Origin of the sequence: Paraperibacillus marinus (genome assembly GCF_046237605.1) — a bacterium.
Lineage (GTDB): Bacteria > Bacillota > Bacilli > Bacillales > DSM-1321 > Paraperibacillus > Paraperibacillus marinus.
Genome location: NZ_CP143542.1, coordinates 3674372 through 3695568, shown reverse-complemented (window position 1 = coordinate 3695568; position 21197 = coordinate 3674372). Strand labels below are relative to the sequence as shown.

The 21197-nt window shown below is 43.4% G+C and carries 21 protein-coding genes and 1 pseudogene; 17 read left to right on the top strand and 5 right to left on the bottom strand.

The window, feature by feature from the left end; genetic code table 11:
• Window positions 1-12 precede the first annotated feature (12 nt).
• Together V1498_RS18715 and V1498_RS18710 are read left to right on the top strand one after the other, a co-directional pair.
• Window positions 13-720: a lysostaphin resistance A-like protein gene (locus tag V1498_RS18715; RefSeq protein WP_409295342.1), complete on the top strand. Its 708-nt coding sequence runs from the start codon at window positions 13-15 to the stop codon at window positions 718-720.
• 80 nt (window positions 721-800) lie between these two features.
• On the top strand, window positions 801-1271 hold the full coding sequence (locus tag V1498_RS18710) for a GNAT family N-acetyltransferase (RefSeq protein ID WP_409295340.1): 471 nt from the start codon (window positions 801-803) through the stop codon (window positions 1269-1271).
• A gap of 32 nt (window positions 1272-1303) precedes the next feature.
• On the opposite strand, the gene V1498_RS18705 is transcribed toward V1498_RS18710, so the two are convergent.
• The gene (locus V1498_RS18705; protein WP_409295338.1) at window positions 1304-2683 is read right to left on the bottom strand and encodes an amino acid permease; all 1380 of its coding nucleotides are present in this window, start codon (window positions 2681-2683) and stop codon (window positions 1304-1306) included.
• Window positions 2684-3121: 438 nt separating this feature from the next.
• Between V1498_RS18705 and V1498_RS18700 the strand changes: the two genes are divergently transcribed.
• Complete coding sequence (locus tag V1498_RS18700; RefSeq protein WP_409295337.1) at window positions 3122-3691, top strand: GNAT family N-acetyltransferase; 570 nt, start codon at window positions 3122-3124, stop codon at window positions 3689-3691.
• A gap of 48 nt (window positions 3692-3739) precedes the next feature.
• Complete coding sequence (locus V1498_RS18695) at window positions 3740-4210, top strand: DinB family protein (protein ID WP_409295336.1); 471 nt, start codon at window positions 3740-3742, stop codon at window positions 4208-4210.
• Window positions 4211-5004: 794 nt separating this feature from the next.
• Here V1498_RS18695 and V1498_RS18690 read toward each other — a convergent pair.
• Window positions 5005-5517 carry a hypothetical protein gene (locus V1498_RS18690; protein ID WP_409295335.1) on the bottom strand — a complete coding sequence of 171 codons (513 nt, stop codon included), beginning with the start codon at window positions 5515-5517 and terminating at the stop codon, window positions 5005-5007.
• 340 nt (window positions 5518-5857) lie between these two features.
• On the opposite strand from V1498_RS18690, the gene V1498_RS18685 reads away from it, so the two are divergent.
• The 6 genes from V1498_RS18685 (at window position 5858) to V1498_RS18660 (ending at window position 10612) form a co-directional block, all read left to right on the top strand.
• Entirely contained in the window at window positions 5858-6328 is a 471-nt protein-coding gene (locus tag V1498_RS18685; RefSeq protein ID WP_409295333.1) for a GyrI-like domain-containing protein, read from the top strand.
• A 510-nt stretch (window positions 6329-6838) separates the two neighbouring features.
• Window positions 6839-7192 (top strand): hypothetical protein, encoded by a 354-nt coding sequence (locus V1498_RS18680; protein ID WP_409295332.1) that lies wholly within the window; start codon window positions 6839-6841, stop codon window positions 7190-7192.
• Between the two features lie 214 nt (window positions 7193-7406).
• On the top strand, window positions 7407-8681 hold the full coding sequence (locus tag V1498_RS18675; protein WP_409295331.1) for an IS110 family transposase: 1275 nt from the start codon (window positions 7407-7409) through the stop codon (window positions 8679-8681).
• 671 nt (window positions 8682-9352) lie between these two features.
• The gene (locus V1498_RS18670) at window positions 9353-9820 is read left to right on the top strand and encodes a helix-turn-helix transcriptional regulator (protein ID WP_409295329.1); all 468 of its coding nucleotides are present in this window, start codon (window positions 9353-9355) and stop codon (window positions 9818-9820) included.
• A complete protein-coding gene (locus tag V1498_RS18665; protein WP_409295328.1) occupies window positions 9813-10256 on the top strand; it encodes a hypothetical protein in 444 nt (147 codons plus the stop codon). The genes V1498_RS18670 and V1498_RS18665 overlap by 8 nt, the downstream gene beginning before the upstream one ends.
• Complete coding sequence (locus V1498_RS18660) at window positions 10253-10612, top strand: hypothetical protein (protein ID WP_409295326.1); 360 nt, start codon at window positions 10253-10255, stop codon at window positions 10610-10612. The genes V1498_RS18665 and V1498_RS18660 overlap by 4 nt, the downstream gene beginning before the upstream one ends.
• A gap of 336 nt (window positions 10613-10948) precedes the next feature.
• On the opposite strand, the gene V1498_RS18655 is transcribed toward V1498_RS18660, so the two are convergent.
• The 3 genes from V1498_RS18655 to V1498_RS18645 form a co-directional block, all read right to left on the bottom strand.
• Window positions 10949-11125, bottom strand: a complete 177-nt coding sequence (locus V1498_RS18655; RefSeq protein WP_409295324.1) for an MCP four helix bundle domain-containing protein — start codon at window positions 11123-11125, stop codon at window positions 10949-10951.
• Window positions 11126-11301: 176 nt separating this feature from the next.
• Window positions 11302-12369, bottom strand: coding sequence for a P1 family peptidase (locus V1498_RS18650; RefSeq protein WP_409295323.1), 1068 nt, complete (start codon window positions 12367-12369; stop codon window positions 11302-11304).
• Window positions 12370-12505: 136 nt separating this feature from the next.
• Window positions 12506-13303, bottom strand: a complete 798-nt coding sequence (locus V1498_RS18645; protein ID WP_409295321.1) for an SDR family NAD(P)-dependent oxidoreductase — start codon at window positions 13301-13303, stop codon at window positions 12506-12508.
• Between the two features lie 143 nt (window positions 13304-13446).
• Between V1498_RS18645 and V1498_RS18640 the strand changes: the two are divergent.
• The 7 genes and pseudogenes from V1498_RS18640 (at window position 13447) to V1498_RS18610 (ending at window position 20843) form a co-directional block, all read left to right on the top strand.
• A pseudogene (locus V1498_RS18640) lies at window positions 13447-13990 on the top strand (GNAT family N-acetyltransferase).
• Window positions 13991-14043: 53 nt separating this feature from the next.
• Window positions 14044-14952 carry a LacI family DNA-binding transcriptional regulator gene (locus tag V1498_RS18635; protein ID WP_409295319.1) on the top strand — a complete coding sequence of 303 codons (909 nt, stop codon included), beginning with the start codon at window positions 14044-14046 and terminating at the stop codon, window positions 14950-14952.
• A 63-nt stretch (window positions 14953-15015) separates the two neighbouring features.
• The gene (locus V1498_RS18630; RefSeq protein WP_409295317.1) at window positions 15016-16788 is read left to right on the top strand and encodes a glycoside hydrolase family 13 protein; all 1773 of its coding nucleotides are present in this window, start codon (window positions 15016-15018) and stop codon (window positions 16786-16788) included.
• Between the two features lie 45 nt (window positions 16789-16833).
• Window positions 16834-17601 carry an alpha/beta hydrolase gene (locus V1498_RS18625; protein ID WP_409295316.1) on the top strand — a complete coding sequence of 256 codons (768 nt, stop codon included), beginning with the start codon at window positions 16834-16836 and terminating at the stop codon, window positions 17599-17601.
• 590 nt (window positions 17602-18191) lie between these two features.
• Window positions 18192-19169, top strand: a complete 978-nt coding sequence (locus V1498_RS18620; RefSeq protein ID WP_409295314.1) for an alpha/beta hydrolase — start codon at window positions 18192-18194, stop codon at window positions 19167-19169.
• A 28-nt stretch (window positions 19170-19197) separates the two neighbouring features.
• Window positions 19198-19860, top strand: coding sequence for a response regulator transcription factor (locus tag V1498_RS18615; protein WP_409295312.1), 663 nt, complete (start codon window positions 19198-19200; stop codon window positions 19858-19860).
• Complete coding sequence (locus tag V1498_RS18610) at window positions 19857-20843, top strand: sensor histidine kinase (protein ID WP_409295311.1); 987 nt, start codon at window positions 19857-19859, stop codon at window positions 20841-20843. Before V1498_RS18615 ends, V1498_RS18610 begins: the two co-directional genes overlap by 4 nt.
• The last annotated feature ends 354 nt before the right edge of the window (window positions 20844-21197 follow it).

Below are 21197 nucleotides of genomic sequence, written 5' to 3'. Positions count from 1 at the left end.
GAACAACATATTATGATACGGGAATTTAGAAGGAGGGGAGGGAGGAAAATAAATCCGCAATCTATTACAAGAAGTGAAGCGAAAACTAGTAATATGACAGCACTAATACACTATCTATTTATATTTTACTGTGTTTGGGCTTTCAAAGAATTAATACTGGCAAAGTATTTTTATACTTATGGTGAACCGCAGTCTGCACTTATAGAGGCATTGCTCAAGATTTTCATTTGGATTGTTCCAGCTTGGCTCTATATAAAATATTACATATTTGAAAATCCAATTACTTATCTGAAATTAAATGTCCAAATGAAAAAGGGCATGATATGGGGGTTCACCCTTTCGCTGCTGCTGGCTGTATACTTTATCATTGAAGTTTATATTCTTCATGAACGGGTTTTTCATTTTCTTCTGACGCTGGATAGCTGTCTAAATACTTTTATACTGGCGGGAATAACAGAAGAACTTGTATTTAGAGGGCTGATTCTCCAGGAGATTAATAGGAGAACAGGTTTTTGGAAAGCAAATGGAATTACATCATTATTATTCTTATTCATACACTACCCCGTTTGGATTCATAATGGTGAATTTTTTAATTGGGGCAGTCATGTAAATATATTTATCCTCAGCTTATTCTTTGGGTTTGTATATAAAAAAACAGGTTCAATGTGGTCAGTTGTTATTTTGCATTCATTTTATAACTTCTTCCTAATTATCATTTAGAAAAGTCTATTCTCTGAAAAAGGAAAAAGAGGAGTCTTTAACGAATAAGCATTAGGAAACAAAAAGTAAAGGGGATCAAGATGGAGCTGCAGTTAAAAACAATGAATAGAGCATATGCAGAAAAGATCCAGCAATGGAAATATGAAGCACCTTATGATTTATACAATAGTGACAGCAGTCCTGAGGCGCTTAGGGAGCTGCTTGAAGGGGGCTACTCGATCATCGCGGATGGTGCGGGAGAACTAGTCGGCTTCTTCTGTTCAGGCAAGGCTGCACAGGTTCCCGCGGGGCGTGAGTTTGGCGCGTATGACGCAGACTGTATAGATATAGGGATCGGCATGCGGCCGGATCTGACCGGACAGGGAAAGGGCAAAGACTTCTTTTCCTTCGTAATAAGCAGTATCCAAAAAGAATATGAAGCTATGCCGTTCCGGCTGACTGTTGCTTCCTTTAATAATAGGGCGGTCCGTCTTTATGAAAATCTTGGATTTGTAAAAAGAAGTGTATTTAATAGAGGAGATCTGGAGTTTCTCGTTATGGTCAAAGAATAAGAGCCGATTCATAATGAATCGGCTCTTTCTCCTTACTGTTTGACTGCCGAAGCAGTTTTGATGGAACTTTCCGCCAGGGATTGCCTCTTCAGCAGGTACGTCACAGTGATGATCAGATAGATTCCAAAGGTGACGCCTGTTATGAAAGGAGAGGTTGTTAAGATAATCCCGGCAAGGATCGCAAGCAGTGCTAATATCGCCAGCCAGGTAGTATAGGGAAATAGTTTTACATGGTAGCCCTTCATCACTTTATCCTTCTTCCTTGATTTCAGATGGGCAAAGGCAATGATCAGCCAGATAAACAGCACGGTATAGCCAAGAGAACCCATCAGATAGGTAAAGGTCTTGCTGCCTGCGAAAATAGATAGCAGGACACCTGCATATAGTGAAGCTGTGCACATCAGGATGGAGTAAACGGGCACCCTTTTTGCCGAAAGCCGTGCAAACAGCTTCGGTACACGGCCATCCTCTGCCTGGGTGAAGAGCACCCGGGAAGAACCGTATAATCCAGAGTTCATGGATGAAATGATGGCCAGAATAATGACCGCATTCATAACATGATCCGCCCCCGGAATCCCAATCAATTTAAATACCATAACAAACGGACTTTCTGCTGCACCGTTTACCTGATTCCAGGGAATCAATCCCACAATAATGAAGAATGGGAGGATATAAAAAGCGATGATGCGGGTCAGAGTGCTTCGTACAGCCTTTGGTACCACCTTTTCAGGATTTTTGGTCTCGGCAAGAGTGACACCGATAATTTCAGTGCCTCCATACGAATAGATCACCACAAGCATCGCTGTGATGAGTCCTGATGGACCATTTGGGAAGAAGCCTCCGTTTCCACTGAGATTTGAAACTCCCGGGGCAGTGTGCTGGCCGAATGTTACAAATAATAGCGTGATGCCTGCAAGGATAAAAACAATGATTACGCCTATTTTGATAAGGGCCAGCCAATACTCGGTTTCGGCAAAAATCTTAACCGACAGCAGATTCACGACAGTGACCACAATAGAGACAAAGAGAGCCAGCATCCAGATAGGTGTACCGGGCAGCCAGTATTGAAGGAAAATGGCGGCAACTACAGCTTCTGCAGCTATGTTCAATACCCACATCTTCCAATAAATCCAATCCAGGAAGTAAGCGGGAAATACGCCTAATACCGATTGAACGAGGTCACGGAATGTACGCGCACCGCTGTTCTGTACGGCCATTTCAGCCAATCCCTGCATTACACATAAAAGGATGATGCCTCCAACTAAATACGCCAAAACGACAGCCGGTCCAGCCATATCAATGGCCTCACTGCTTCCTTTGAACAGCCCGGCCCCGATGCTTCCGCCAAGCGCCATCATCATAATATGACGTGAAGTCATGGTACGCTGCAGTTTCTGGGTGTTATTATCCATGTCATAACCTCTCCTTAATCCAAGTTGAAAAACAAAAAGGCTGACCGTCTCCATCCCAATCCCGGGACAAGAGACGATGAGCCTCAGCATACAGTAACACTTTTGCTGGTTCTAATGAATCCTGCTTGAAAGCCTGTTAACGGAGGCGTTCCGCCGAAGGACATGGAAGTTTCATTTGTCCCCGGGTCTATCGGGAGGAATACATAGAGTGCAGAACTCTTCTTCCAGGGAACTATTCCCTGCTGCTCTCCCGTTCATCGCATTTTAAAGTATTGATTTTTCAGAATAATAACTCATACTATAAACGCTTTGTAGCAGGCTTGTCAACTGGAGATAAATTCTAAGTCACCTTTGGAAAATCAAGATTGTAAGAATAGGAATAATATGTCATCTTTAAATAGACAGCTGATAAGCAGCCATGGATAAAGGAGATTGAAAATGGAAGCAGAATTTTTTACCGTCTTCCCTGAGATGAAGACAGATCGGTTTATTTTGAGGGAAATTGAACAAAAGGATGCACCTGAATTATTCCACTATTTTTCAAAGGATGAAGTGACCCAATACTATGACCTGGATACCTTTACGGAGCTGAGTCAGGCTAAGGGGTTAATAGCATCCATGGCCGAGCGTTTTGATCAAAAAATAGGGATAAGATGGGGCATTGCAGATAAGAGGACTAATAAAATTATAGGCAGCGCTGGATTCCATAACTGGGTGAAGGAGCACTATAAAGCCGAACTCGGCTTCGAAGTGACGCCGGAATACTGGAGGCAGGGAGTCATGACTGAGGTGCTTCCTTTCATACTATCGTATGGATTCAAAGAAATGACCCTTCATCGCATTGAAGCTATGTATGATCCTGAGAATACTGCTTCCAAAGCTACCCTCTTTAAACAAGGCTTCACCTTTGAAGGAATTTTAAGGCAGGCCTCTTTTGAAAAAGGCAGATTCTGTGATGCGGCAGTCTGCTCGCTGCTTAAATCCGAGTGGAGGCAGACGGAATACTGAGCAGGAAGAGGATGAAGCAAAACAAAATAAATGAAGGAGTGAATAAAAGTGGAAGCAGCAACTCTTAAACAGCTCAATAAAATAAGAGACTGGACAATCAAAACAGCAGAAAGCCTTGCCGATGATACGGCGAATATCCAGCCGGAAGGATTCAACAATACAATCAAATGGCATCTGGGCCATATCATAACGGAAACAGAATATTTCCTGTTCGAACTGGCCGGCCATACGGGCCGGATCCCGCCGGAATACAATGGTTTCTTTGGCCCGGGAACCAGGCCGTCTGAATGGCGGGAGGAGGGGCCACTCCTTGGCGATCTGGCTGAAGTGCTGAAAAGCCAGCTGGAAAGAATGAACCAAATCAAACCTGAAAATCTGGAAGAGCAGCTGCTAGAGCCACAGCATGATTTTAAAACCCTTGCCGACAGTGCCGCTTTTTCTTCCCTGCATGAGGCTCTTCATCTCGGTCAGGTGAAAGCCATGAAGCGTGTGGTAATGAGCGGGGAAACGAAGTTTTAAGAATGAAAAATAGCCGGAACTCTTTCAAGCAAACAAATAGAGGTTGTCCTAAAGGCTTGGGACATCCTCTATTTTAATGGCTTTTTTTAACTCCCACCCCATGCGCTGCTGGGATGGCTTACAACTGCTAAAGAGCTATACGTGTGTTTGCACCAGTTATTAGTCAAAATGTACCCAATTACATATAGGGAAAGCATCATCACAACGATATAAGTACTCTAACTCGCTGGTTTTGGAGTTGGTGCAAAACCGTGTTCCGCAAGTAAATCGGCCATTCCCGCAAGTAAATCTCAATTCGACATGCTCTGCGCCGTTTTACTGAGGAAAAGGTGAATGGGGCAGCTATCCGGCGACTGAGCGGAGCGGGGAAAACAGGTGGCGGGCGGTAAGGTTCTAGTTCCTGAGCGCAGTAACATGTAACGCAAGTATATCTGCTATTCTCGCAAGTAAATTAGATTATTAGCAAGAAAAAACTACGAGAATCCGCAAGTACCGGTTCCCACAGGGCCATTTCCAGGTCTCCTGCATGGAAGTCCTGTTCATATATTGGCCCATTTTAAGTGAATGGGCTTTTTTATTGTAGTTTATTGTAGTGAGAAGTAGGCTTGTTAGTTTAAGAACATTAGACTGTTTGGCAGTCCTTTAAGATAAATCTAATATAAAAATGCTTAAAAGGGAAAAAAGGCTATCCGAATAGTGATACTTGATATGCTCGGAAAGCCTTTTTGTCTTCACAGTATGAAACCTTAATCTCACAGGATTTTATGTTTTACAATCGCTGGTCAACTACAAGATTAACCTCCAGAAACCGTTTGGCTGCAATCTCCGATGAAGGTTCTTGAGCTAATAGGTGCACCAGTTACGGTGTAAGTAACAATTGTACCATCTTCACCGGTTGCTGTAACAGTCAGATTAGCAGTATTTGGCCCTGTTATTGTATATATGAAGTCAACCATAAACTGTTCATGCGGAATTGAATTTCCAGCACCTTGTGCTGTACCACCAAGAAGAGTTGCCGCCGTTCCATCAGAGCAACTGATCATCCCGCGTCTCCCTTGTGTCAGATTAAGGGTTTTTGCATTAGGCGGTTGAGTGTTATCTGAAAATTTAACATTAAAGTTATCAACCTTTGGATTACACTTTGCATCGCCGGTAAAGCATTCCTCAGCAGAAAAGTTAATGGTACCCGTTAACGTCCTTTCAGGTTTTCCGGGGGATGTTATTGTGACAGTTGCCGGAACAGCAGCAGGACCATTCCCGGAAATATCCAATCGAAACTTACAAGGACATTGGTTTCCACTTCCCATTCATATTGCCACCTTTCCTTGTGGATATTATTAAAATATTCCGTCAACCAAATTTTGATTGGACTAATTATTATTTTGGAAATTAAAAAGGGCGAATTGTGTTTACTTGTCATGTAGTTTAGAACTATTTTATATTCCATTTTTTTGGAGTGAAGAAGAACAAGATTTTTATTTCTCAGCCACTGTTCTCTTACTAGTGAGATTGTGAAGAAATGTACCTAAACTATAGGATGCGATATTTGAAGATCGATTGGCTGCTTCAGTGGCTCTTTTTTGTTGTTTTATTATGAAGGTAAATATATTTTTGTGTAGAAACTGTAAATTTGAAGGGGTGATTAAAATGGTAGAAACAATTCAAAAGAAAATTATAGAAATTGACGAACTTAAATTAGTAGGTTTTAGAGTATTGTGTTCTGATGATAAATACTTAGAAGAAATCCCAAAAGCCTCTCGAAAGCTAAGAGAACGTATGAATGAGATTAAACAAGTAGTTAATCCGTTACTACAATATGGAGCATTTGTAGTTGAAAATGAAAGTCCTGAAGAAGATGGCTATTGGGTTTCTGTTGAAGTAAAAGAGTATAAAGATATTCCAACTAATATGGTAACACTAACAGTCCCCTCTCAAAAATATGCTGTATCAAGACATAAAGGAGCAAATCATCAAATTATAAATTCGTATGAAGAATTACATAGATGGATTAATAAAAACAACTATATACGACTAAAAGAAAAATGGCATTTAGAAAAGTTTTATAGTTGGAATGATACTCAAAACTTAGATGTAGACTTGTTAGATACGATTAAGTAAACAAGTAACTACTAAACTAACGGGTGCGTTTAGTTTAATTAGATATGGCTGCTATGGCAGTCATTTTTTATTTCTCTAATCAGCAGGATGAGCGGGTCATGGTATAGCTGTTAAGCTAGGGGGAAGCTGGAGCAATTGTTTATGTTACAGGAAGAACTGCTAATAATAATCACCAATGGTACGTAAAGAACGATTGAAGAAACAGAAGAATTGGTAACTGAAGCTGGTGGAACTGGGATACCCGTTAAAGTAGTTCATACTTTTAAACCAGAAGATATCGACTTATTTAGAGTATAAGTATATATGATGGTCTTGAAATAACGGGTGCGTTAATCCTAGCAGGATTAACCGCCTTTTTTGTTGAAGTCCTTATTGAAAAACGGGCAGGTTAGTTGAAGAAGGTTTTAGTATGTCTTGGGGAAATTGATTACTGAATTAATACAATTTAGGATAAAAGTTGCGGTGTACAATGTTTTATCTAAGACCGGTTTTAAAAAGGGAGGGGTTAGAATGAGGGGAAATCCTAAATTGGTAATAGAGAAAGAACAGGTTTATAAAACAAAGAAAAATCCGAACGGAACATTTATAGCAAGAATTATTGAAAAACCACGGGAAAAGGAACGTTTAGATTACGTTTTACTTATCCAAAACTTTAAAACCAAACAAATTGTATATGACAGGGTTTTGATAACATCAAGAAATTCTTATAATTTCTTTCGTATTGCACGAGGTGAAATAAAATGGGTTTCTCTTTATACTGTTGGGTACTGGGATGGATTAAATCATAAAGTAGTTGAAGTGTCTGCTTTAACAGGTAAAGAAAAGTATCTTATTTCTGATGAAGTTCGTATAACTTATCTTTAATTTTATCACCCTAACAAGTTGATATTTCTAAAGCAAAACTTCTTCGAATGGTTTGGGAGTTGGTTTTAAAATGGAAGTTTGTGAAGAACTAAAGTAACGGGTGCGTTAGCATTCCTGTAGATCGTTATTTTTCAACTTTGAAAAAAATAGGGCTCCTCAGTAAGATATGAGTAAGACACGACTCTAACTCAAAACCTTAGGAGGAACCCTTACTATGAAGTTTAAAATGCAGGACAAACAAAATCAACTAATAGAGAGAATAACCGATAAGCATCTCGTTGTTGGGGTTGATATTGCACAACAGTTTCACGTTGCACGAGCTGTCAATTTCCGCGGGATTGTTGTAGGAGATCCAATTACTTTCTCAAACAATGAAGACGGTTTTTCGACCCTATTAATCTGGTTAAATAATCTTAAAAGAATACATAAGTTAGAGGCAGCTATTGTCGGGATGGAACCTACAGGTCATTACTGGATCAACCTTTCAAAATGGCTAATAAAAAAAGATATTGAGGTAGTAACTGTTAATCCTCATCTGGTGAAAAGAAATAAAGAAAACCGTGATAATACACAATCCAAGAGTGATAAGAAAGACGCTCTTGTAATAGCCGATATGGTGAAGAATGGTTACTATGCCTTTGTCAGGAATACCTCTGAGTTGTTTGAAAAACTTAGGGTTCTAATGTCCAACCGGGATGTCATTGTTAAAAGACTTGTCAGCTCTGTTAATCAATTAAATCGCTGGGTGGATATAGTTTTCCCTGAGCTTAGGCAAGTATTTAAAGACATCACTGCTAAAGGTGCGATTGCCACACTAAGGCTTTTCCCGTCCCCAATGGAACTGGGTTCCATGAATCCTGAAGACATAGTGTCCGGTTGGAAGTCACTCATGAAGCGACAGCCTGGGTTAAAGAAAGCCTATTTACTGCTCAATGTAGCTAGGAAATCTGTTGGTACAAGACAAGCGATAGAGGCTTACAAATTTCATCTTGAACAATTACTCGAAGAGTATGATCTAGCGGTAAAACAACTGGAAAGAGTGGAACTAGCAATTAAGGATGAACTGCCTAAAATTCCATTTGCAGATAAATTGCTTATGATAAAGGGAATTAGTGAAATTTCGTTAGCTGGTATTTTAGGGGAAGCCGGAGATTTAAGTGGGTTTTCACACGGCAATTCTTTACTTCGCCATGCAGGACTCCATCTCGCTGAAGCTAGTTCAGGAAAGTGGAAAGGGCAAATTGTCATTTCCAAACGTGGAAGATCAAGGCTTAGGCGTTTCCTTTACTTGGCCACTATGAGCCTAGTGATGAACAACCCGGAATTTAAGGCCATTCACTCCAACAATGTTAAAGTGAAGAAAATGAAAAAGATGAAATCCATTATGAAGTTAGTTGGAAAGTTAGCCCGGATATTCGTAGGAATAGCACGCAAAAACGAATCGTATTGTGCCAAGAAAGTTCAATCATTAACGGAGTTGGCAGCGTAGTTTAATCCATTTTATTGTTCTCGAAGAGAACTCTCTTAGATCGAGTGTTGGCTTATTCGTAGGATTTCAAATATGTACGGAGTACCAGGTTTCTTCAACAAAAGGGCTCTGACCCGTTGCGTTAGCATAACTGGCCTCCACCCCTTGGGTAGGCATAACGAAGGAATGAGAGGGCATTGACCCGTTGAGACATGGGAGGGAAAGCCTCCAGGGGCGGCGTGGAGATGTGCATTATATGGTAGAATATGGAGAAGGAAACTTACTCCTCTATTTAATCATGCCTCCATGTAGCCTAAATGTCCTCAATTTACTTCCTACAGTCAAAGGATGATATCCTTGGTGGTTGAAATCCTGCGAATAAGCGAGCATTCGGAAGAAAATCGAATTAAACTGAGGGAGTTGAAGAAGGGCGGATACAACTTCAGCTTTTTTGTACTGCTATAGGAGCCCGGTTAGCTTAGAAAGGATTCATAATAAGAAATGGAGTATCACTGGCTGGCCGTTCCCCCTGTACATAGTATGTGTTATTTAAGAATCGCCTAGGGCGGTTCTTTTGTGTGAGAAGGAGATAAAAAAACAGTTTTTTGCTTTTTATGTTGATTTTAAGAGGAATATAGTGTAATTTTACACTAATGATGTAAATATAGTTTAAATGGAGTGGTGGTTTTGAATTGAATAAAGATGAATTTATAAGTGTATTATCTGAAAACGTTAAACTTATTCGCATAGAAAATGGATATACACAAGAAAAAATGGCTGAAATAGTTGGGATTTCTAAAAAAACCCTTGTTCAAATAGAAAAAGGCAGACTTTCTCTAGGTTGGACGACAGGGGTCGCTTTAAGTGCCTTATTTCGTAACAGTAGATTACTTCAGTCAGTTACTGGTGGGGATCCACTGGAAATCATTGAGACTCTGGCATATGAAAAAGTGGAAAGGCAAAAGGAGAAGACGTTTGGCGGCTTAATTTGGTGGAGAGAAGTTGCAGAAAGTAGAGGCTTTCGGATACAGCAAAATATCATCAGCAAGCATTACCGTATTTTAGACCATGAGGATTATCGATTGTACAGCTCTTTTGAACATGAGGACGCGATAAGCCGATTAAAAACTTTAACCGAAGAGGTGAAGCAGGATGATTAGAAATTTATTTTGTTCCTTACTAATTCATTCTTTAAATGGTGTGGCAATATGGTTTTTAGCAGGATGGAGCTTTGATTTTTTTCAGAACCAGAATGAGGCTTTTACAGGCAGCCTATACTTACTCTCCATTTTAGGTTTAGTGATCTACTTTGCATTAGGTTCAAAAATTCTCCACAATCTCTCGCCCAAAAAAAATATCACATCCCTTTCCCTTGTCTCCATGATTGGAATCATCCTTTGGATTTTTTGCTATTATTTTTCTGACGGCGGTTTAGCCTGGTTCATTTACTTAGTCTATAATGCTCCCATCTATCCAATCTTGATTACACTCGAATTGGAGCCTGAAAACACTCCATTATTTGCCCTTATTCCTTCTTTTCTCCTTTGGGCTGCTTTGGTGTTAAAACAGACGAAGCAAAAAAGGAGGACAATATGAAGAACTCCTGGGTACTGCTTACATTAATGCCTGCTCCATTTTTGTTTCACTATTATGAATATGGACAAAACATAAAGCATGAAGAAGCATCTTTTCTAGGTATAGGCTCTGTCCTCTTTGTTCTTATAACGGGCCTTTTATCTGGTCAAGTAAGAGTCCGTTACGTTGTGTTAGTGAATGGTGTGACCGTGTTGCTATCCTTGCTTTTGGGTATATATTTTATTCCTAACGACAGTGGTTGGTTTAAGCCTGTCGGTAGAGATGCTGCCATAATCTTTGTTTCAGTAGTTTTTTTAGTAGGACAATTCATAGTAAGGTCTGTTTCAAGACCATTCTTGGTTAAGAAAGAAAGTTAAACTGAAGTTTTTCCATGAGCAACAGTAGTAATGGATAACCGTATTTTAAACAATATGGGAAGAGCGAAGATAATTCGATTCGTTTTTCACAGTAACACCCTCATAAGCAAACGGGTCCGGTAGTTAAATAGAGATAGGCTCCTACAGCAGCCTCTTTTCTTTTTCCACTAACGTGACAGGTTTGCCCAGCATTACCACAGGTTTTAGCTGTTCAAGGTGCTTAGAGAGAGGCCTTTCTTGAATTCTTCATCGATCATTAAATTCGTTTCATTGATCACATCTCTAAATATTAACATCATATAGCATATAAGCTCTGTAGTAACCGGTCTTCAATGCTTAATTATATTGAATAGTCTGTATGACGCATCTGACCTCTGCGGCCCCCTCCACAACATAGTCATAGGCCTCGTTTGATTCTTTCATATTTTGATAGGAAATAAACGATGCAATCCCAAACAAAAGGGAAAAGACCAAAAAACTTCCGATTAATTTCTGTTTTATTGATACGTTCATGCTGCCATTCTCTTTTCTATAACGGATACTTTTTATTTATCGTCCGGCGGGAAAGTTGAAGGCGCACTCAAGGGTGGTTTCATAGTTTTGTTACGGATTCTCTGGAAAATTAAAGTGATGGAAGAAAAAGGAGGTTTGCTTAAGGAGAGAGACTGTCATTTCTGACAGCCTCTGGCTCAAACCAGGGAGATATGGAATTTTTCCAAAAGATCCTTCAAGGCAGGCCTTTCATTCCCGTCCCGCCCGGTAACCTGATCGGCGGTGATTAGAGAGTTCAATACTGCTTCTTCAGCGGCTTCTCCAATGGCCCGGAATGCGATATCCATGTCTTCTTCATGGATCGTGCGGATGGTAAGGTGGGTTCCGGGATTGTCATGAGGAATTCTGACAGCAGTTGAAAAACCGATGACCACCTCGCCGCTGCCATGCGTAATGATGGAGCCTGTACGGGAAAGCCCGGCAACGGACCGTTTGATCAGGCGTGTGAGCTGGCGCTCGGAAACAGGAAGGTCTGTGGCAGCGATGACCATGACGGATCCTTTATCCTTCTCTTCCCAGGACTTCAGCAGTTCAGCCTTCAGCTCCTTGCCGATGGCGCGGCCGTTTATCAGGAGATCGCTCAGGATGCCGAAATTTGAAAGCACGAGCACACCGATTGTGTAGGTGCCGTGCTGCAGGCTGAACTGACGGGAAGCCGTGCCGATTCCGCCCTTCAATGAATAACAAAGCATGCCTGTTCCGGCGCCTGCTGTACCTTCTGCAAAATGGACGGAAGCGTTCCCGATGGCCTGAAAGATGTGCTCCTTCTTTACATATCCGGCCCTTACATCATTCAGGTACATATCATTGCATTCTCCAATCACCGGATTGACGGTCCCTGTGGTCCGTCCAATCTCGGGGTTTTGCTGCAGCATATATTCAATAAGGGCGTCGGCTGCCGTCCCGATGGCCAGCGTATTAGTCAAAATGATGGGAGTTTCCAATCCCCCGAGCTCTGACATCTGGATGGTGCCCATGGTCTTTCCAAAGCCGTTGATCACATGGCTTGCTGCCACCAGCTTCTCCCGGAATATATTCCCGGGGTGGGGGATGATGGCGGTGACCCCTGTCTGCATATTTCCTTCACTCAGTGTCACATGGCCGACCGTAACGCCTGCCACATCGGTAATGGCGTTGTTTGGGCCAGGCTCCATCCTGCCGATCACCACCCCATAATCGCGCAGCCGCTTTTGATTATGTTTCATTTCACCTGCTCCTAACTATGTCTTTATCTTTCAGCTCGTCTGCCGAAAGGTATCTTCGCCATTATTTTAACATGAAAAATCCCCTGTTCCTTGTCCTGCTTCACAAAAAAACTGCTCCCAGACCCGGCAGCATGAATTATAGAACCACACCGCCGGATATCTTCAAAGATTCTCCGATGATATTTGGAGCTGCTCCTGTAAGCAGGAAAACGATGGTGCTGGCAACTTCCTGAGGTGTACTGATCCTGCCGGACGGTATCCCGGCTTCTGTTTCCTTCAGTTGTTCCTCAAACGAGCGGCCGAGTTTTTCTCCTCTCCGCTCTATGCTGCCCCGGCCCATATCGGTGTCCACATAACCCGGACATACAGCGTTAACCTGGATGCCATGCTCAGCTGCCTCGACTGCCAGTGATTGAGTGAAGCCGATGAGGGCGAACTTTGAACCGGTATAGGCAGTGCCGCCATGTGTTCCCCTCAGTCCGGAAAGGGAAGAGACGTTGACGACCGCTCCCTTGCCGACAGGGAGCATTTCTCTGTATACAGCCTGAGTCAATAGCACAGTCGAAATGAAGTTCAGCTCCACAACTTTCCTTAAGTCTGATTCCTCGAGCTTCTCGAGGACATTGCCGCCAGTAATTCCCGCTGCATTTACAAGGCCTGTAATCTGTCCCTGTTCATCGGCAGCAGCCTTTATCAAGCTCGTCCGGTCTTCTTTAGAGGTGAGGTCGGCTATAAACGAAAAAACGGCAGCTCCGTTCCCTGCTTCATCACATGCTGCCTTTAAGCCGGCCAGTTTCTCCCCGTCCCGGCCGGTTATCGTCACCCTGGCTCCCGCCGCAGTACAGGCTATAGCCGTCTCCCAGCCGATGCCTCCTGTTGCGCCTGTTATTAAAATATGCTGACCCTTCAAGGCGCTGTCTGAAAAAATCGTCATTTTTTCTCCTCCTTCATTCTTCTCTATATCACTCGTTCCCTAACCTGGCATCTTGAAAACTCGTTGATTTTCGCTCAGGCTCCTGGATGAATAGGTAAAAAATAATTACGGAAGTTCATTTATTTAAGAATAGGACGGATACTATGGAAAAAGAGTTCCCGCTTTTAGAGACAGAACGATTACTGCTCAGGAGAGTGGAAAGGCGGGATGCTCCCGATTTATTCAAGTACCTGTCGAATCCTAAGGTGACAGGACCAATGGGGCTCCAGTCATTCCAGTCGGTGGAGGACATTTATAGAGAAATTGACTGGTAGGAATCTATATTCCAAAAGTAAACAGGCATGCGATGGGGCATCAAACTGAAAAAGGAAGGACGGGTTATTGGGACTTGCGGGTTCCTGAATGCACTTGCCAAGCACTGCAGGGCAGAAATCGGGTATGAACTGAGCGAGGAATACTGGGGACGGGGCATTGCCTTGAAAGCTTTGCGGGCTGTAGTCACACATGGCTAAAAACCTTGAACCCGCAAGAATTGAAGCATTAATACCCGCTAATATTACTTCACAGAGGCTGGTCGAAAGAGAAGGTTTTATATGAGAAGGCCTGCACCGGCACTATGAATATACATACGGAAAATTCGATGACCTGCTGATGAGAAACGCTATAAAGAGTGACAGCCAGAACTGAATATGCTACCATTCACTTAAACGCTTAAGTCGCACTTAAAGAGGCTGGAAAACATGAAGAAAGCTACCATGAAAGACATTGCTGAAAAGGCCAATGTTTCAACAGCAACGGTCAGTTATATCATTAATAATTTAACAACACAGACGATCCCGCACGAGACGCGTGAGAGGGTTCTTCGGATCGCCCGGGAGCTGAATTATGTGCCCAACCTGGCTGCCAGGTCGCTTGTAAAGCAGAAGTCGGGGATGATAGGGATTCTCCTGAACCGAAAAGCGGAAAATGGGTATTGGCGTGATTTTGCGTACTCTGAATTCATAAGGAAGCTGGAGCGGCACTTGACCGGAAAAGGGTTCCATGTGCTGCTGTACAGCATGGATGCAGAGGCTCCGAGTCTTGAAATTATTACGGAAAGAAAGCTGGATGGTGTCTTCCTGATTGATGTGAGGGAAGAAGAATTTTATACGATTTCGCAAAAATTCCAGGTTCCGCTAGTGTTAATCGACAGTTTGATTCCAGATCCTTTATTTTATAAGATTGCCATGGATTTTGAATCGGCTGTGAAGCGTGCTAAAGCTTTTATTCCTAAATTTGATTTTCTGGTTATGGACTGCTTCAACAATGAGGGTATGCGAAAGGCCCTCGAGCAGTCTGCCGGTGTTTCAGAGGACCATATTCACCTTGTGACCGGGGAGGATGAACTCAAGTTATTTATCGAGGGACAGTCAGGGAAAAAAGGCTTATTCACGAATGAGTTCCTCGGGCTAAAAGCGCTTGATAGGCTGAATCCGAAAGATATTGTAACCATCTGTTCCTGCGGCTGTCCTATGATATTGCCGGAAGAATCTCAAAAGGTGATGTTCACAGAGGATAAGGCGTCTGCCGCTTTTGATGTAATGATGCAATTAATACAGGGGAAAAATCCTTCAGCAGGAAGAAAATATGTCATGCTGAAAGCAGAGTGAACATTTGCTTTCAGTTTGCAAACTTAAACGTTTAAGCAATCAAATGTGATAAGGGGTGCCGCTATGCTTGAAAAATCTGTTTTCCATGAACCGAAGAGCCGTTTTGCATATGCTTACGATCAAAATACTCTCCATATCCGGCTGAGGACGGGGAGGGACGAAGCAGACGCTGTTTATCTGCTTTGGGATGATCCGTTTGAATGGAGCCAGAATGAAGATGGATCGTACAGCTGGGATTTGAGCCATAGAGATCCGATGCAAAAAATCGGAAGCACAGACGTTTTTGATTATTGGTTTTGCGAGATCCGTCCGCCGTACAAACGGGTCAAATATGCGTTTGAGATCCATCAGGACGAAAATATCCATACCTATTCCGAGCAGGGATTTGTCTCAGAGGAGAGGAGTCGTGACAGCGGCCACTACTTCACGTTCCCATATATAAACAGTGAGGATGTTTTCCAAGCCCCGCAGTGGGTGAAGGATACAGTATGGTATCAGATCTTCCCTGAGCGGTTTGCGGACGGAAATCCGGACAACAATCCGCCCGGCACGCTTCCCTGGGGAAGTGTGGAGCCTGCCCAGGACTCATTCTTTGGAGGCGACCTCCAGGGAATTATAGACCAGATCGGGCATCTGGCGGATATGGGCATCACCGGCCTGTACCTTACGCCGATATTCAAGGCTTCCAGCAATCATAAATATGACACAATCGATTATATGGAACTGGATCCTCAATTTGGGGATAAGGAGACATTGAAGGAGCTCGTCAAGACCTGTCACAATCATGGAATCAGGGTCATGCTTGATGCCGTGTTCAATCATAGCGGATACCACTTCCCGCCGTTTCAGGATGTCCTGGAAAAAGGAGAACAGTCTCCTTATAAAGATTGGTTTTATATCAGGGAGTACCCGATTACAGAGAAGCCGCGCCCGAGTTATGAAACATTCGGATTCACACCGGCCATGCCAAAGCTGAATACCTCCAATGCTGAATTGAAGGAATACCTGCTTGAGGCGGGACGTTACTGGGTAAGGGAATTTGATATTGACGGCTGGCGCCTGGATGTGGCAAATGAAGTGTCCCACAGCTTTTGGCGTGAATTCAGGCAGGAAGTGAAAAAGATCAAGCCGGATGTATATATATTAGGAGAGATCTGGCATGATGCGATGCCATGGCTTCAAGGGGACCAGTTCGATGCAGTCATGAATTATCCGTTTACCTCAGGAGCAATCGAGTTTTTCGCGAAAAACACGCTGTCTCCTTCTGAATTCAGGAAGCTGACGGTGGAAGCGCTGCTCATGTACCCCCAGAATGTTGCGGAAGCCGCCTTTAACCTGCTTGGAAGTCATGATACGGCCAGGATCCTGACAGTGGCAGGCGGCAATGTACAAAAGGTGAAACAGCTGTTTACCTACCTGCTCTCGGCTGTCGGAACACCATGCATTTATTATGGAGATGAAATCGGCATGGAAGGCGGGATGGACCCGGGCTGCCGCAGGTGCATGGAATGGGATGAAAGCAAACAGGACAGAAGACTTTATCACTATATTAAAACACTGATTTCCCTGCGCAAAACCAATAAAGCCTTTGGTCCTGAAGGGATCGTCTCATCGATCGAGGCTGATGATGAAAAAAACACGATTCTTATAAAGAAATCATACGGAGATGAAGAGCTTTTCGTCCTCTATAATCATAGTGATGAGGCTCAGGCCCTCGACCTGCCGGAAGGCTGTGATGCAGGAGCCAGAAACCTGATAACCGGAGAGGTATATTCAGGATCTTCTCTGATGATGGAAGCGCACGGCACTGCTGTGATAGGCAAAAACCAGGGCTGAGGCAGGCAGGATGGCCCCTTTGCAACTTTATCTGAAAGGATGATGATGTTGGAGATAATGGAAATAACCATCACCCCCCTTGGGCGCAGACGAAACCTCAGAGTTTATCTGCCTCCCGGCTACCACGAGAATGACAGGCATTATCCGGTTTTATACATGTTTGACGGCCAGAATGTTTTTAGGGATGAAGATGCCCGGTTCGGGATGTCCTGGAGGATGGGAGAGGCACTGGAAGCGGAAGGTCTTGAAATGATTGTGGCAGCGCTGGACAGCCATCCGGACGGGACCATCCGCCTGAATGAATATGGTCCATGGGAAAACCCGGAGATTGCAAAAGATCTGGGTGCCTCCGAAGAAGTCTGCGGCGGTGAGGGGAAGATGCTTGCCGAATATTTGGTCCATGAATTAAAGCCATTCATCGACCGGACATACAGGACCATCAAGGAGGACAGCAGTATTGCAGGAAGCTCCATGGGCGGATTAATTTCCACCTATATAGCATGCGTCTATCCGCAAGTATTCAAAAGGGCCGCGTCCTTTTCCTCTGCCTATTGGTTTAATCAAAAGGAAATGGAGTCCTTGATCGGCGATAGCGATCTTCACGGTATAGAGAAGTTTTATATGGATGTGGGTACAGAGGAGCGTTCAGGCGAGGTATCCGAAGAGACATATATTAAATCGAGTGAATCCGTCTATGCGCTAATGAAAGAAAAGATGGAGCACTGCCGGTTTGATATCATAGAAGGTGCTGTTCATAATGAACTGGCATGGAGCAAGAGGCTTCCTGCGGTACTGCGCTATCTCTATCTTTAACATAATGAGCCTGTTTCCTCCGGGGAGCAGGCTTTTTTCAGAAGTTTTTTCAAACTGTTGCTGCTTTCCTTAATAGATTTGTGAGGAAATTATATTCATAAACAAAGTTGACTGGAGCGGAAGGTGCGAGACTTCTGACCGGTTGCGAGACTTTCGAGCTGCAAGTCTAAGTCACTCAGTCCATGGGAAGAAGACTGCTTCCCACGGCCTGCCCGCCTTATGCAAGGCTTTCGCATAAGTGCGACTAAGCTTCTGTCACAGCAATCGCTCGCCAATCAGCAAGTCTTCATCGGGTTTCTGCCTGGCAATATACTTTAATTTCTTATTTAAAGTGATAAACATTGTGCATTTATTACTTTAAATTAGCAGGCACCGTTCTCCGCTTTACTTGTAGCTGCGGGACAGGTGAGACCCCGCAGGCGAAGCCGAGGAGGCTTGGCGCCCGGCCGCGGAAAGCGAGCACCCAGGAGCGGAGATCAACTTTTTTACTCAAAAGCCACAATGTTTGTGAAAACAGCCTTTTAAATATTTATAACTTCTTTATTTTTAAGATATACACTTTCAATCAGCAGATTGAAAGGAGAATAAGGATGAAAAAAGTTAAAAAGACAGCTAAGCTGTTTGTCTTGATTATTGGAATATCAGCAGCAGTTTTTACGGGGGTTTTTGCCTTTCATCTATATAAGCTTGGAACGGAATCGAAGTGGACCGAAGGCGGTACAGAAGAGAAAAATCAACAAAGCCTCCATGTCTATGAGGAGGGAGAGGGCCCGGATACGTTTGTATTTATGGCCGGTCATGGAATTGCGGCTCCCATGTACGAAATGAAAGGGTTGTATTCAAGGTTTTCTAAACAGAATAAAATTGCCGTGGTGGAGAGGGCAGGTTACGGATACAGCCCCGTCAGCCATAGTGAACGCAGCATTGACCAGATACTGAGCGAAACAAGGGAAGCACTTAAAAGGTACGGCAGCAAGCCTCCGTATGTCCTTGTGCCCCATTCCATATCAGGGATTGAGGCGATATACTGGGCTCAGAAATATCCGAATGAGGTCAAGGCCATCATTGCCCTTGATATCGGACTGCCGAAGGAGTATGTGGAACACCAGCCGGGCACCGGGGATAAACTTATCATCCGCAGTATGAATTTCCTTGTAAAACTTGGGTTCCAGCGCCTGGCGCCCCATGCAGCATACAATCCTGAGATAATCAGCCAAACGTTTTTAACAGCGGAAGAAAAGAAAAAATATAAAGCTCTTTCATACAAGAATGCGATGAATGATGATATGAAAAATGAATTTCTTCAAAGCACCGGTAATGCCAGAACGTCAATGAAGCTTCCTTATCCGAAGGATACACCCATCCTCTTTATATCCGCTTATACGGATGAAAACAGGCGCAAGGAAGCAGTCACTCACAAGTACAGAGAATATGAAAAATTTGCAGGGAAGCTCCAAAAAGGAAAGGCAGTCTGGGTGAAGGGGAAGCATTCCATTTATCTCTACGCACCTGACAGAATTTACAGCCTTGCTATGGAATTCATGAATGGAGCATCCGATAAAAATTAAATAGTGATAAGAATTAGGGGGAGGATGGATGGGATATACGATTTTAATGATTGAAGATGACTGCCAGATCGGGGAGCTGCTGAAAAAGATACTGGAACGCGAAGGCTATACGGTGCGATGGGAGACAAGTGGAATCAACATCGCTGGCCTTGCAGGTGAAGCTGATTTAGTCCTGCTTGATGTTATGCTTCCAGGTGAAGATGGATTCCGTCTTGCAGAGAGGATAAAGGGTTCCGGCATCCCGGTGCTTTTCCTTTCGGCACTGATTGATATCGACAGCCGGCTTAGGGGACTATCGGCAGGCGGGGACTATCTGTCCAAGCCCTTCGATCCCCGGGAACTTCTCATCCGGATTGAAAAGCTCCTGCATCATGCGTATGGCGGCTATTTGCAGATAGGGCACATACATATACAAGCAGATACCCGTCAGGTGTTCATTGGCGGCAGAAGGAGTGAAGCCGGCTTTACCCCGACTGAGAAGAAAATCTTTTTTTATCTTTATGAAAATCGCAATAAAATCCTGACAAAGGAACACTTTTTAGAATATTTATGGCAGCTGGAGGATCGCAGCCCCAATATAATCAATGTTCATATTCAGAAGATCAGGGCGAAAATCGGAGACAGCCGGGGCGGCATCATTGAAAATGTGTATGGAGAAGGGTATCGCCTGAATACCAGAATACGAGCATGAAGCTTAAACGAAAGTTCCGGACTCTCTTGACTGCAGCCCTCTTCTCAATGCCTGTCCTGCTCATTGCCATTAATCTCGCTGTCGAAGCCGTATATAACCTTGTTACAGAAACAGATGTCCCTTTTCAGGATTCGATTGCCTACCCAATCATGCACATTTTATTTTTCCTTTCTTTCCTGGCTGCCGCGGCCGCCTTTTCAAGGAGCATCCATTCCCTTCTCCATAAGCTCGAACTGCTGGACGGGACAATCCGCCATCTTGCGGCTGCAGAGAATATCCCCGATAAATTGGACATAAAAGGGGATGATGAACTTTCTGAGCTGATGGATTCAGTCAATCTTCTGATAGAGCGGACTGCCTCTAAGGAATTGGAACTCCAGCAGGAAAGAGAGCTGCAGCAGGAATATCTGAATAAATTAAGGCATGATATCAATACACCATTAACTGCCCTGAGGCTTCATCTGTTTTATCTGGAGGGGGAACATCCGGGCATGAAGTTTGATTCTTTAAATGATGGAATTCAATATTTATCTGACTTGACACATAAGGTGAATCTGGAATCCCCGGAATCCTTGGATTCATCCTATATTATAAAAACGGATATTGATATTCATGAATTGATAGGGAAAATGGTGAAGAAGTGGGAGTATCTATTCAGCCGCCAGCATATTGAACTGAAGTTTACCATTCAGGGCCATGCGGTCTGGATCAGCAATGAGCTATGGCTGCAAAGACTGTTCGATAATGTGTTTCAAAATGTCCTGAAGCATTCAGAGGCAGAGCTGTTCCAGATTACAATTAATGATGGCCTGGTGGTGATGCGGGATAATGGGAAGGGATTTGATCCAGACCTGCCAAATACCGGCCTCGGCCTAAAAGTGATCAGCGGCTTGTCAGAGGCTTTGGGAATTACCTATACTCTGCAGTCGGATACTGGAGGAACCTGTTTCAGGTTTCAGCAGGCACAGGTGTGCACGGTGTGAAAAGCCAGGCAAACGGGACCTGGTAAAAAGTAAACCTGGAAAACACTAAGTGGAAAGGCCTGTCAGAATCAGGCATCGTTCCGGATTCTGATTTCTTTCTTAGTATTAGTGATGTTAACCAAGTCCATGGGCAAAACGGAAGTCGGACAGCTGATTATATTTACATTTGTCTCGGCAATATCCTTTGGAAATATTGCAGCCTGTCTGTTCATTAGGCATCCATGAGGCCTCATTCCTCCTTTCTATAACTTTTATAAAAATATGAAAAAAAGAAAGAGGATGATGCGCTGTGTATTAATTGAATATTTAGAAAACAAAGGGTACACTAGAATTAACATACCGACTGGTTAGTAT